General features: G+C 62.3%; 1 protein-coding gene. It reads right to left on the minus strand.

Annotated features, from left to right (window positions below; translation table 11 throughout):
• Positions 1-27 precede the first annotated feature (27 nt).
• Positions 28-14,769, minus strand: coding sequence for a retention module-containing protein (locus tag DJ564_RS01730; protein WP_109627177.1), 14,742 nt, complete (start codon positions 14,767-14,769; stop codon positions 28-30).
• Positions 14,770-14,996 lie beyond the last annotated feature (227 nt).

Below are 14,996 nucleotides of genomic sequence, written 5' to 3' on the forward strand. Positions count from 1 at the left end.
CCATAAGGGCGGCCGTTTTTTGTTGGATCAGCTGTTGTTGTGATCGACTTTGATGGTCGGGTCACTGCCGGCAATCAACGTGTGAATGTTGGCGCCGGACCAGTTGTTGCCTTCCAGTTTGATCGTCACATCCGGCGTTGCGGCGGCCGCGTCGCCCGAATTGAACTTGCCGCCGGAACTGACTTGCAACGACGACACGCCATCCACGGTGCTGATTTTCAGGAAGTTGTCGATGGTGCTGCCGGTTTCGCCTTGCAGCAGATCGCGCAGGTCGATGCGATCACCTTCGCTGGCCTTGAAGTCCTTGATCACGTCGCTGCCGGTGTCGCCAGACTTCCAGACGAAGGTGTCGGCGCCCGAGCCGCCAATCAGGATGTCGTTGCCCTGACCGCCCATCAGCGAGTCGTTACCCGAGCCGCCGAGCAGAATGTCATTGCCCTTGCCGCCGTCGAGCAGGTCATTGCCGCCCTGGCCGAAGATAATGTCATTGCCCGCACCGCCCAACAGCGTGTCGTTGCCGTCATGGGCACCGGACACGTCGAATGCGCTGTAGTGCTCGGTGATGAACTGGTGCACGTTGCTGGTCGTGACTTTGCTGACGTCCACGCCGGTTTCTTTGGCGACGAACGCCTGCATCGCCTGATAACCCTCGCCGGCGATACCGTTGAAGCTCACCAGGTCGCCGAACAGGATGTCGTTGCCGTTGCCGCCATTGACTGTGTCGGCACCCGGCAGGGTCGCTTCGGTGTGACCGATGATCGAGTTGGCCAGGTCTTTCGGATCGATGTTGGTTTGCGGCGTCTTGTCCGAGTCGTACGGTTTCAGGTCGCTGAGGGTGACGTCTTTGTTCAGGCCGATGGCTTCGACTGTCGACACCTTGTCCAGCAGCGCGAAACCGCTGGTGGAGTTGTCGATGGCGCTGGAACCGGTGCTGCTGCCGTTGCCGTCGCGATAGGACAGCTCGTACGTGCCATTGCCCTCGGCGCGAATGGTGCCCAGTTCGGAACTGCTCCAGTAACCGCCCCACGAGCTCTTATACGTCTGCAGCGTGACGGTGCCGGAGTTATCGATGGTCAGGTAGTGAGTGCTGTCCAGGTAGCCCGAGTAGGTCTGCCCCAACTTGTAATTGGTGGTGGTGATGACGTCATCGAGCTTCACGTTGCCGAACAGGGTCGGGTTGGTCTGCTCACCGCTCTGGTAGTAGGTCGGCTTGCCGTCGGTGATGAAGTAAGTGAGGTTCTTCGCCCCGGTGTTGGCCATCGCGTCGGCGCTCTGGAACCAGTTTGCCGTGGTTTTGAACACGTCCTCGTAGTTGGTGCCGCCGCCGGACGCCATGGAATCCAGCACTGCTTTGAGCAGGATCAGCGCATTCGGGTCGTTCAGGTTCACCGAGACAGACTTGTTGACCTGGTTATCGAAGTCCGCGAGGAAGATGTTCACGGTGCCGGAGTTGCCGCCCATGCTCTGCTTGAGCGTGTTGAACACGGCGGTCAGCGAGTCCTTGGCGGCGCTGATCGACGACGCGCTCATGCTGCCCGAACTGTCGACCATGAACGCGATGTTGTAGTTGGTGCCTGGCACCACGGTCAGCCCGCCGATGTCGGCGACCATGATGTCGTTGCCGTCGGTGCCTGTGATGGTGTCATCGGCCGCCGTGGCGGTAACGGCGTTGTAGACCGCCGGGTAAACCGTGACCGGGATCGTCGCGGTGCTGACCGCCGAACCGCCGAGCACCTCGGTGGAGGTCGAGGTTACGGTCAAGTTGAACTGGCCGTTGTAGTACGGCGGCGGGGTCACGGTCAGGGAGCCGAGGTTCCAGCCGGTGACGTTGGCTTCACCCGCCGAGGTGCTGGCGGTGAAGGTGTGGCCGGCGCCATCGGTGAGCACGGAGCCCGCCGGAATGCCGCTGATCTTCACGACCAGGCTTTCGGAGCCGTCGGTGTCCGTGAGCGCAGTCTTGATCGCAGACAGGTGAACGCTGGTGCCTTCGGCCGCTTCGTTGAGCTTGTAGCCGTCGTAGTAGCCTTCGCCGTTGGTGCCGTGCAAATCGGAGACGGTCACGCCGGAAGCGGCCAGGTCTGCCACGCCGGTGTACAGCGGCACGCCCGCGCTGCTCAGGTCGACCGCTGCAGCGCCGTTGACCGACAGGTTGACGTCATAGCTGCCCGGGCCGCTCTGGTTGTGGTGGTAAATATCCAGGGTGTAGTAGCCGCTGGCGGTCGGGGTGAACGAACCGCTCAGGCTGCCGCCCGCGCCCCAGAGCGCGCTGGCCACGTTTTTGCCGCCGATGGTCACGAGCAGGCTGTCATCGCCGGTGCCGCTGAAGCTGTAAGTCTTGCCGGCTTCGAGGTAGATCAGGCCGGAGGTTTTCGACGCGGTGCCCGCGGTCACGCTGCCGTCGGACTGCACGTTGGTCACGGTGGTGCTGCTGTTCGGTTTCCCGGCTGCATCGATCACCGACTTCAGCGTGTTTGACGCTGCGCCGCTGCCGTCGGTACCGAGGCCCGACAGACCGGTCCAGACTTCCTTGATCAGCCCGGTGGATTTGACGCTGTTATCCGCAACGCTCAGGGACGGCGCGTCAGCAACCGGCGTGATGTCGATTTTGATCGTGCCGGTGTTGCCCAGCAACGTGCCGTCGGTGGGCTGGAACTTGATCTGTGCATAGTCCGCCAGATTGTTGCCCACGCCGGTGCCGCCGTAGCCATTGGCGCCGGATTCGTTGGCATCCGGCAGGAAGCGCACTTTACCCGCGTCGATGTCAGCCTTGGACAGGGTCTGATTGTTCGTCACGTCGGTCCAGGTCGAACCGTTCAGGTACTGCAATTTGCCTTCGCCCGGCAGGCCGGTGATTTTTACGCCGAGGCTGGCGGCCGGACTGTCGACATCGCTGACGCCGAAGGTCGACCAGCCGAGGATCAGCGGGGTGTCTTCGGTGCCGGTGACATTAACCGGCGCGGCGGTCGGTGCATCGTTCACGGCCACGACGTTGACGGTGGTGGTCGCGGTGTTGGAGTAGTTGCTGCCATCGGTCACGGTCACGGTGATGATCCGCGGCACGGTGCTCGGGTCTTCACTGCTGTTGGTGAAGCTGATGTTCTTGATCTGCTGCATGTAGTCGGCCAGCGTCGCATTGCCGGACAACGTCAGCGTGACGGTGCCGTCCTTGCTGTTGGCATTGATGGAGATGCCGTTGACGCTGTTGCCCAGGTTCAGCGCATCGCCCGGCTGACGGTTGGTCAGCACAATGGTCGCGCCGGTCAGCATCGTGCTGTCCGGGTCGGTGATTTTCAGGTCGGTGTCGCCGATCGATACGCCCTGGCCCGAGGTGCCTTCGGTGAAGGTCACGTTGTAGTTGGCCCCGGTGGCGCCGCTGGAGTTGTTGGCATCCAGGTCGAGCACGGGCGGCGCGTCGTTGTCGACGATCGCGGTGCTGACGCTGCCGTTGGTCGCGCTGATCGCCAGGTTCTCGAAGTTGCCGCCGGTGGCCGAGTCGATCTTGACCACGAAGTTTTCAGTGCCTTCGGTGATCCGGTCGTCCAGGGTCGCGACGTTGAAATTCGCCGTGCTGGCGCCCGCCGGAATTTTCACGGTGTACACACCGGTGAAGTCCGAACCGTCGGCGGCGATGCCGCTGTAGGTGATCTTCAGGGTGACTTCGGTCTGCGCCGGGCTCGTCAGGCTGACGGTGTAGCTGGCGGTCTGTCCTTCGGTTACCGAAGTGCTGCCGGTGATGCTGACTTCGGTTCTGTCGAGGGTGTCGGTGACGTTGGTGACGGCTGCGGCCGGGCTCTTGACCAGGTTCTCGAAGTTGCCACCGGTGGCGTTGCTGATGGTCGCCTGGACCGTGCCCGCGTCTTTGTAAACGTCGTCTTTCGGCGCATCAACGCTCACGGTGCCGGTGGTTTTGCCGGCGTCGATGGTGATGGTCGCGCCGTTGCTCAGGGTCACGGTCACCGGTGTGCCGGCGGCGTTGGTCAGGGTGGCGGTGTAGATGATCTGGCCACCTTCGGCCACCGAGTTGCTCGCACTCAGCGACAGCGTGGTCGTGTCGGTGGTGTCGGTCACGGTGGTGCTGACCGGGGTTTTATCGGCCACCAGATTTTCGTAGTTGCCGCCGCTGACGTTGGTGATCGAGTTGGTCAGTGGTGTATGGCCGGTCAACGCATCGTTGGGAGCGAGGGTGGTCACGAAGCCGGTGGTTTTGCCGATGTCGATGGTGATGGTCTGGCCGTTGGCCAACGACACAGTCACTGGCGAACCGGTGACTGGCGCACCGACGGTGGCGGTGTAAGTGACGGTGCCACCTTCAGCCGCGGTGCCGGTAGCGCTGAGTTTGACCGTCGACGTGTCAATGGTGTCGGTGACGTTGGTCACGGCTGGAACCGTGCTCGGCACCAGGTTTTCGAAGTTGCCACCGGTCGCGGTGGTGATCGTGGTGCTGACCTTGCCGGCGTCGATGTAGACGTCGTCTTTCGGCGCATCAACGGTCACGGTGCCGGTGGTTTTTCCGGCGTCGATGGTGATGGTCGCGCCGTTGCTCAGGGTCACGGTCACTGGCGTGCCGGCCGCATGGGTCAGGTTGGCGGTGTAGACGATCGAGCCGCCTTCAGCGACCGAGTTGGTAGCGTTCAGGCTGACGGTGGTGGTGTCTGCGGTATCCGTAACCGAGGTGTTTGCCGACTTGCCATCGACGTCCAGCTTCTCGTAGTTACCGCCCTTGGCATCGTCGATTTTGACGCTCAAGGAGCCGCCGCCGGCGAGGGCATCGTTCGGCGCAACGTAGTTCACGCTGGCGCTGCTCGAGCCGACCGGAATGGTGATGGTCTGGCCGTTGGACAAGCTCACGACAACCGGCGAGCCGGTGACCGGAGCGGTGACGGACGCGGTGTACACCACGGTGCCGCCTTCGGCGACAGAAGACGTCGCGGTAAGGCTGACGGTTGACGTGTCGACGGTGTCGGTCACATCGGTAACCGCAGCCGCCGGGTCTTTGACCAGGCTTTCGAAGTTGCCGCCAGTAGCATCCTTGATGGTCGCTTCGACTTTGCCTGCGTCTTTGTAGACGTCATCGGCTGGCGCTTTGACAGTCACGGAGCCGGCAGTCGCGCCAGCAGCGATGGTGATCACCGCGCCGTTGCTCAGAGTGACTGTGACCGGCGTGCCGGCTGCGTTGGTCAGGTTCGCGGTGTAGACAATCGAGCCGCCTTCAGCCACGGAATCCGTCGCAGTCAGGCTAATAGTCGTGGTGTCAGCCGAGTCGGTGACCGAGGTGTCCGCCGACTTGCCATCGACATCCAGCTTCTCGTAGTTACCACCCTTCGCATCATCAATCTTGACGCTCAGCGAACCGCCGCCAGCCAATGCATCGTTCGGTGCAACGAAGTTCACGCTGGCGCTGCTCGAACCGACCGGAATGGTGATGGTCTGGCCGTTCGAGAGGCTCACAACCACTGGCGAACCCGTAACCGGTGCGGTAACGGACGCGGTGTAAACCACGGTGCCGCCTTCGGCCACGCTGCTATTGGCCGTCAAACTGACGGTCGAAGTGTCGACGGTGTCGGTCACATCGGTAACCGCAGCCGCCGGGTCTTTGACCAGGCTTTCGAAGTTGCCGCCAGTAGCATCCTTGATGGTCGCTTCGACTTTGCCTGCGTCTTTGTAGACGTCATCGGCTGGCGCTTTGACAGTCACGGAGCCGGCAGTCGCGCCAGCAGCGATGGTGATCACCGCGCCGTTGCTCAGAGTGACTGTGACCGGCGTGCCGGCTGCGTTGGTCAGGTTCGCGGTGTAGACAATCGAGCCGCCTTCAGCCACGGAATCCGTCGCAGTCAGGCTAATAGTCGTGGTGTCAGCCGAGTCGGTGACCGAGGTGTCCGCCGACTTGCCATCGACATCCAGCTTCTCGTAGTTACCACCCTTCGCATCATCAATCTTGACGCTCAGCGAACCGCCGCCAGCCAATGCATCGTTCGGTGCAACGAAGTTCACGCTGGCGCTGCTCGAACCGACCGGAATGGTGATGGTCTGGCCGTTCGAGAGGCTCACAACCACTGGCGAACCCGTAACCGGTGCGGTAACGGACGCGGTGTAAACCACGGTGCCGCCTTCGGCCACGCTGCTATTGGCCGTCAAACTGACGGTCGAAGTGTCGACGGTGTCGGTCACATCGGTAACCGCAGCCGCCGGGTCTTTGACCAGGCTTTCGAAGTTGCCGCCAGTAGCATCCTTGATGGTCGCTTCGACTTTGCCTGCGTCTTTGTAGACGTCATCGGCTGGCGCTTTGACAGTCACGGAGCCGGCAGTCGCGCCAGCAGCGATGGTGATCACCGCGCCGTTGCTCAGAGTGACTGTGACCGGCGTGCCGGCTGCGTTGGTCAGGTTCGCGGTGTAGACAATCGAGCCGCCTTCAGCCACGGAATCCGTCGCAGTCAGGCTAATAGTCGTGGTGTCAGCCGAGTCGGTGACCGAGGTGTCCGCCGACTTGCCATCGACATCCAGCTTCTCGTAGTTACCACCCTTCGCATCATCAATCTTGACGCTCAGCGAACCGCCGCCAGCCAATGCATCGTTCGGTGCAACGAAGTTCACGCTGGCGCTGCTCGAACCGACCGGAATGGTGATGGTCTGGCCGTTCGAGAGGCTCACAACCACTGGCGAACCCGTAACCGGTGCGGTAACGGACGCGGTGTAAACCACGGTGCCGCCTTCGGCCACGCTGCTATTGGCCGTCAAACTGACGGTCGAAGTGTCGACGGTGTCGGTCACATCGGTAACCGCAGCCGCCGGGTCTTTGACCAGGCTTTCGAAGTTGCCGCCAGTAGCGTCCTTGATGGTCGCTTCGACTTTGCCAGCATCTTTGTAGACGTCGTCGGCAGGTGCCTTGACGGTCACGGAGCCGCTGGTGGCGCCAGCCGCGATGGTGATCACCGCGCCGTTCGACAGGTTTACGGTGACCGGCGTGCTGGCAGCGTTGCTCAGGTTCGCCGTGTAAACAATCGACCCACCTTCAGCCACCGAATCAGTCGCGCTCAAGCTCAGCGTCGTGGTATCCGCGCTGTCGGTCACTTTGGTGACGACAGCCGAGCGGTCGGTGTCGAGTTTTTCGAAGTTGCCGCCAGCGCTCTCTGCGATCGCTGCCCGGACCGGCGAGGCGCCGGTGTAGACGTCGTTCGGTACGGTGTACGGCGCCGAACCGCTGGACTCGCCGGCCTTGATGTTGATCACCAGGCCATTGTTCAGGGTCACGGTCATGGCCGTGTCGGCCGGGTGGCTCAGCGTGGCGGTGTAGGTGATCTGGCCACCTTCGCCGACGGTGCTCACATCGGCGCTGAGTTTCAGCGTTGTGGTGTCGATGGTGTCGTTGACGGTGGTGGTGTGCGTGGTTTTGCTGACGTCGAGTTTTTCGAAGTTGCCGCCGTCGGTGCTGGTGATGCCAACGGTGATCTTGCTGCCGTCCTTGTAAACGTCATCGGCCGGCGCCGGGATGGTGATGAAACCCGACTTGTCGCCGGCCTTGATCACGACGCTCTCGCCGTTGCTCAGTTTGACCGTCATGTCAGTGCCGGCGGCGTTGCTGAGGTTGACGGTGTAAGTGATGGTGCCGCCCTCGACCACGTAGTCGCTGGCGGTCATGGTCACTTTGGTGGTGTCCGTTGTGTCGCTGATGGCGGTCGAGGTAGGGGTCTTGTCGGCGACCAGGTTCTCGTAATTGCCGCCCGTGACTTCCTTGATGGCATTGGTCAGCGGTTCGTGGCCGACCAAGGCATCGTTCGGTGCTTTGACGGTGATCGAGGCGTTGCTTTCGCCGACCGCAATAGTGATTTTTTCGCCATTGGACAAGGTCACGACGACCGGCGAACCCGTGACCGGCGCGGTGACGGAAGCGGTGTACACCACGTTGCCGCCTTCGGCCACGGACGAAGTCGCTGTGAGGCTGACTGTCGAGGTGTCGATGGTGTCGGTGACGCTGGTCACGGCTGCTGCCGGGTCTTTGACCAGGTTCTCGAAGTTACCGCCAGTGGCGTCCTTGATGGTCGCTTCGACTGTACCTGCATCTTTGTAGACGTCATCGGCAGGTGCCTTGACGGTGACGGAGCCGCTGGTGGCGCCGGCGGCGATGGTGATTACCGCGCCATTGCTCAGGGTGACGGTCACCGGAGTGCCGGCCGCGTTGGTCAGGCTCGCCGTGTAAACAATCGAGCCACCTTCAGCCACGGAATCCGTCGCTGTCAGGCTAAGAGTGGTGGTGTCAGCCGAATCGGTAATAGAGGTGTCCGCCGATTTGCCATCGACATCCAGCTTCTCGTAATTGCCACCCTTCGCGTCGTCGATTTTGACGCTCAAGGAGCCGCCGCCAGCGAGGGCATTGTTCGGCGCAACGAAGTTCACGCTGGCGCTGCTCGAACCGACCGGGATGGTGATGCTCTGGCCATTCGAAAGGGTTACGACGACTGGCGAGCCGGTCACCGGAGCGGTAACGGACGCGGTGTAAACCACGGTGCCGCCTTCAGCCACGGACGAAGTCGCGGTCAGGCTGACGGTCGAGGTATCGAGAGTGTCAGTAACGTCAGTCACTGCCGGAACAGTGCTTGGCACCAGGTTTTCGAAGTTGCCGCCAGTCGCGTCCTTGATGGTCGCTTCAACTTTCCCGGCGTCTTTGTAGACGTCATCGGCAGGCGCCTTGACGGTCACGGAGCCGGCAGTGGCGCCCGCTGCGATGGTAATCACGGCACCGTTCGACAGGTTCACGGTGACCGGCGTGCCGGCAGCGTTGGTCAGGGTCGCGGTGTAGACAATCGAACCGCCTTCAGCCACCGAATCCGAAGCGCTCAGGCTGACGGTTGTGGTGTCTTTGACGTCGGTCACCGAAGTGACCGCCGGGGTTTGATTCGCCACCAGGTTTTCGTAATTGCCGCCGGTGGTGCCGTCGATTTTCACGCTCAGTGAACCGCCGCCCGCCAAGGCGTCGTTCGGTGCAACGAAGTTCACGCTGCCCGAACTCGCGCCGACCGGGATGGTGATGAACTGGCCGTTGGACAACGCCACCACCACCGGAGAACCGGTTACTGGCGCATTGACCGAAGCGGTGTAAACCACCGTGCCGCCTTCGACCGTGCTGGCCGTGGCAGTCAGGGACACGGTGCTGTTGTTGATGGTGTCAGTCACATCCGTGACCGCTGGCGTCTTGTCGGCCACCAGGTTTTCGAAGTTGCCACCCGTGGTTTTGGTGATGCTGGCGTCGACTTTGCCGGCGTCTTTGTAGACGTCATCCTTGGGGGCGGCGAAGTTCACCGAACCGGTGGTGGCGCCCTTGGCGATGTTGATCACCGCACCGTTGCTCAACGTCACGGTCATGGCGGTGCCGGCGGCATTGGTCAGGGTCGCGGTGTAGACGATCGAACCGCCCTCGGCGACCGAGCCGGTGGCGCTCAGGCTCAGGCCGGTAGTGTCGGCGGTATCGGTGACAGTGGTGACCGCCGGCGAAGGGTCGGTGACGACTTTTTCGAAGTTGCCGCCGCTTTGGCTGGCGATCGTCGCTTGGACTTTGCCGCCGTCGATGTACGGCGTGTTGGCCGGTGCGGCGAAGTTGACCGAACCGCTGCTGGCGCCGGCGGCGATGTTGATCACTGCGCCGTTGCTCAACTTCACGGTCATCGCCGTGTCTGTCGGGTTACTCAGTGTGGCGGTGTAGGTGATCTGGCCACCTTCGCTGACGGTGTGACTGGACGACAGGGACAGGGACGTCGTGTCCACCGTGTCTTTGACGGTGGTGCTCACGGCCGTCTTGCTGACGTCGAGTTTTTCGAAGTTGCCACCGCTGGCGTCAGTCATCTTGACGGTGAGCTTGCCGGCATCCTTATAGACGTCGTCGCTTGGTGCCGCGATGGTGACCGAACCGCTGGTCTTGCCGGCCGCGATGGTGATGGTCTCGCCGTTGCTGAGCTTGACGGTCACCGGGGTTTGCGCGGCGTTGCTCAGGGTCGCGGTGTAGGTGATGTTCGAACCTTCGAGTACAGACTTGTCAGCGCTGAGGGTCAGTTGAGTGGTGTTTGTGGTGTCGGCAACGTTGGTCACGGCCGGATTCGGGCTGGTGACCAGGTTTTCAAAGTTGCCGCCAGCGGCGTCCTTGATGGTGACTTCGACTTTGCCGGCGTCCTTGTAGACGTCGTCTTTTGGTGCGTCGACGGTCACGGTGCCGGTGGTTTTTCCGGCCGCAATGGTGATCACGGCGCCGTTGCTCAGGGTCACGGTGACTGGAGTGCCGGCCGGATTGGTCAGGGTCGCGGTGTAGACGATCGAGCCACCCTCGTTGACGTTGCCAGTGGCGGTCAGCGACAGAGTGGTGGTGTCGACGGTGTCGGTCACGCTGGTGCTGACCGGGGTTTTATCGGCGACCAGGTTTTCGTAGTTGCCGCCGCTGACGTTGGTGATCGAATTGGTCACCGGCGCGTGGCCGCTCAGCACATCGTTGGAGACCACGGCGTTGACGGTGCCGCTGCTGGCGCCGACCGCGATGGTGATGGTCTGACCGTTGGCCAGCGTCACGATTACTGGCGAACCGGTGACAGGTGCGCCGACGGAGGCGGTGTAAACCACGGTGCCGCCTTCAGCCACAGTGCTTGTGGCGGTCAGCGTGACGGTCGACGTATCGAGGGTGTCGGTGACGCTGGTCACGGCGGCTGCCGGGTCTTTGACCAGGTTCTCGAAGTTGCCGCCAGTCGCGTCCTTGATGGTTGCTTCGACTTTGCCGGCGTCTTTGTAGACGTCGTCGGCTGGCGCCTTGACGGTCACAGAGCCGCTGGTGGCACCGGCGGCGATGGTGATTACGGCGCCGTTGCTCAATGTCACGGTGACCGGAGTGCCGGCCGCGTTGGTCAGGTTAGCGGTGTAGACGATGGAGCCGCCTTCAGCCACGGAATCCGTCGTACTCAGGCTCAGAGTGGTGGTGTCTGCGGAGTCGGTGACCGAGGTGTCAGCCGACTTGCCATCGACGTCCAGCTTCTCGTAGTTGCCGCCCTTGGCGTCGTCGATCTTGACGCTCAGGGAACCGCCGCCGGCCTGGGCATCGTTCGGCGCGACGAAGTTGACGCTGGCGCTGCTCGAACCGACCGGAATGGTGATGGTCTGGCCGTTGGACAAGGCCACCACAACTGGCGAACCGGTCACTGGCGCAGTGACGGACGCGGTGTACACCACGGTGCCGCCTTCAGCCACGGACGAAGTCGCGGTCAGGCTGACCGTCGACGTGTCGACGGTGTCGGTCACGTCAGTTACAGCCGCTGCCGGGTCTTTGACCAGGTTCTCGAAGTTGCCGCCTGTAGCGTCCTTGATGGTCGCTTCTACTTTGCCGGCGTCTTTGTAGACGTCATCGGCAGGCGCCTTGACGGTCACGGAGCCGCTGGTGGCACCGGCGGCGATGGTGATTGCGGCGCCGTTGCTCAATGTCACGGTGACCGGAGTGCCGGCCGCGTTGGTCAGGTTAGCGGTGTAGACGATGGAGCCGCCTTCAGCCACGGAATCCGTCGCGGCCAGGCTCAGAGTGGTGGTGTCTGCAGAATCAGTGACCGAGGTATCCGCCGACTTGCCGTCAACATCCAGCTTCTCGTAGTTACCGCCCTTCGCATCATCAATCTTGACGCTCAGCGAGCCGCCGCCGGCCTGGGCATCGTTCGGTGCGACGAAGTTCACGCTGGCGCTGCTGGCGCCAACAGGAATGGTGATGGTCTGGCCATTCGAGAGGCTCACAACCACTGGCGAACCGGTGACCGGAGCAGTCACGGACGCGGTGTACACCACGGTCCCACCTTCAGCCACGGACGAAGTAGCGGTCAGGCTGACCGTCGACGTGTCGACGGTGTCGGTCACGTCAGTCACAGCCGCTGCCGGGTCTTTGACCAGGTTTTCGAAATTGCCGCCAGTCGCATCCTTGATGGTCGCTTCTACTTTGCCGGCGTCTTTGTAGACGTCATCGGCTGGTGCCTTGACGGTCACGGAGCCGCTGGTGGCGCCGGCTGCAATGGTGATCACCGCGCCGTTCGACAGGTTTACGATGACTGGTGTGCCGGCCGCGTTGGTCAAGTTCGCGGTGTAGACGATCGAACCGCCTTCGGCGACCGAATCGGTTGCTGTCAGGCTAAGCGTGGTGGTGTCTGCAGAATCAGTGACCGAGGTGTCCGCCGACTTGCCGTCAACATCCAGCTTCTCGTAGTTACCGCCCTTCGCATCATCAATCTTGACGCTCAGGGAGCCGCCGCCCGCGAGGGCATCGTTTGGTGCAACAAAATTCACGCTACCCGAACTTGCGCCAACCGGGATGGTGATGGTCTGGCCGTTGGACAAGCTCACGACAACTGGCGAGCCGGTCACGGGCGCAGTCACGGACGCGGTGTAAACCACGGTGCCGCCTTCAGCCACAGTGGACGTCGCGGTCAGGCTGACGGTCGAGGTATTGAGGGTATCGGTAATGTCAGTGACTGCCGGAACAGTGCTCGGCACCAGGTTCTCGAAGTTACCGCCCGTTGCGTCCTTGATGGTCGCTTCGACTTTACCGGCGTCTTTATAGACGTCATCGGCCGGAGCCGGGACGCTCACGCTGCCAGTGGTCGCGCCCGCCGCGATGGTGATCACCGCGCCGTTCGAAAGGGTGACGGTGACCGGCGTGCCAGCCGCATTGGTCAGGGTCGCGGTGTACAGAATCTGACCCCCCTCGGCCACTTCGGTGGACGCTGACAGGCTCAGGCCGGTGTCGTCCTTTGAGTCGGTAATGGTGGTCAGCGCCGGCTCAGTGCTCGGGGTCAGTTGCTCGAAATTTCCGCCGGTGGTCCCGGTGATGGTGGTGCTGACGGTGCTGCCGTTGTTGTAGACGTCATTCGCCGCGGTATCGACCGTCACGCTGCCAGTGGTCTTGCCCGCTTCGATGGTGATGACCGAGCCATTGCTCAAGGTCACGGTCATCGGCGTGCCGGCCGGGTTGGTCAGTGTCGCGGTGTAGGTGATCTGGCCGCCTTCGACGACAGTGCCGGTGGCGCTGAGGCTCAGGCCGGTGTTGTCGACCGAGTCGGTAATGGTGGTGACCGCGGGCGTGGTGCTCGGGGTCAGTTGCTCGAAATTGCCGCCGGTGGTCCCGGTGATGGTGGTGCTGACGGTGCTGCCGTTGTTGTAGACGTCATTTGCCGCCGTCTCGACGGTCACGCTGCCGGTGGTCTTGCCCGCTTCGATGGTGATGACCGAGCCATTGCTCAAGGTCACGGTCATCGGCGTGCCGGCCGGGTTGGTCAGCGTGGCGGTGTAGGTGATCTGGCCGCCTTCGACGACAGTGCCGGTGGCGCTGAGGCTCAGGCCGGTGTTGTCGACCGAGTCGGTAATGGTGGTGACCGCAGGCGTGGTGCTCGGGACCAGGTTCTCGAAGTTGCCGCCGGTGGCACCAGTGATCGTTGTGCTGACGGTGCTGCCGTTCTGATAAACGTCGTTGGCCGCGGTGTCGACGTTCACGAAGCCGGTGGTTTGGCCGGCTCCGATGGTGATGGTCGAGCCGTTGGACAGGGTGACAGTGACCGGCGTTTGAGCCGGATTGGTCAGGGTGGCGGTGTAAGTGATCTGACCGCCTTCGGTGACCGTCGAGCCCGCCGTCAGTGTGAGGGTGGTGGTGTCCGGCGAGTCGGAAATGGTGGTCACGGCTGGGGCCGGGTTTGGCACCAGGTTCTCAAAATTGCCGCCGGTGGCGCCGGTAATGGTGGTGGTGACCGTGCTGCCGTTGTTATAGACGTCGTTGGTCGGTGTCGACACGTCAACAGTGCCGGTGGTTTTGCCAGCCTCGATGGTGATGGTCGAACCGTTGGACAGGGTGACGGTGACCGGTGTCTGCGCCGGGTTGGTCAATGTTGCGGTGTAAGTAATCTGGCCGCCTTCGGTGACGTTGGCGCCGGCGGTCAGGGTGACGGTGGTGGTGTCGACGGTGTCGGTGATCTGGGTCACGGCCGGGGTCGTCGGCGGGGTGACGGTGATGCCGTTGCCACCCGTGGTGCCGGTGACGGTCACGTTGATCTGGGTCGAGTCGTTATAAACGGTGTCGTTTGGCGCGAGCGGGACGTTGACGGTGCCGGTCAACTGGCCGGCCTGGATCACGATCACCGAGCCGTTGGACAAGGTGATGGTCAGGTCGGTCAGCGGTGCCTGGGTCAGGGTCGCCGTGTAAACGAGTACGCCGCCTGCTTCGGTAATCGTCGGCGTAGCGCTGAGGCTCAGGTTCGATTCGCGCTGCACATTGGCACTGGTGTCAGCCGTCTGGCCGCCAGTGGTGAGTTGTGCAGCCTGTGCCGCAGAACTGAGGCCCGCGGTTGGGAAACCAATGGTCGGATCGACCCGGCCAGCGGTGGCATCCAGCATCACGAAGCTGTGACCGCCACCCGCCGCACCGCCCGTGCCCGCAGCAGTCGGGCCGGCGGCGGTGGCTTCGAGTTCAGTGGTCGGGTCGGCACCGGCAACGATGGCTTGTTGCAGTTCTTCAACCGATGGCGCGGCTTGTGCAGTGGCTTCTGACAGGTCAGTGCTGGAATCCGGGTCGCTGGCGCTCCATTGCGTGTCGCGGCCCAGGTCGAGAGTCCGGCCGTCAGCCAGTTCCAGCGTAACGGCGCCCGCCGCGCCCGTGTCTACCTGATCGCCGACAAACAACCGGTCGCCTTCAACGAGTACTCGGCGAATGCCCTCTGGGGACACCGCGAAAACCTGACCGACAATGCTTTTGACGATGGCCACAACACTGCTCATTGAAGACTCTCCGGGTGTCACGTTCAGTTGACTTCCATGAACCTGATGGCGTTTTCGCCAAATCAGTCTGGACGTACTTTCAAGATATAATCGGCACAACTTTGACGCGGTTAATCGTCAACAAATTGGCTATATTTTTTCGCTATAAACTATATGCCAAACTATTGACCTTAGTGCTGTCATCCTAAACACTCGCCTCCGTAATGTCACATTGATATTTAGGTAAC

This window comes from Pseudomonas sp. 31-12 (genome assembly GCF_003151075.1).
In the GTDB taxonomy this organism is placed as follows: Bacteria; Pseudomonadota; Gammaproteobacteria; order Pseudomonadales; family Pseudomonadaceae; genus Aquipseudomonas.

Coding starts and splice junctions, on each gene's coding strand:
- DJ564_RS01730 (WP_109627177.1), bottom strand. CDS start 14,769: ATGAGCAGTGTTGTGGCCATCGTCAAAAGCATTGTCGGTCAGGTTTTC.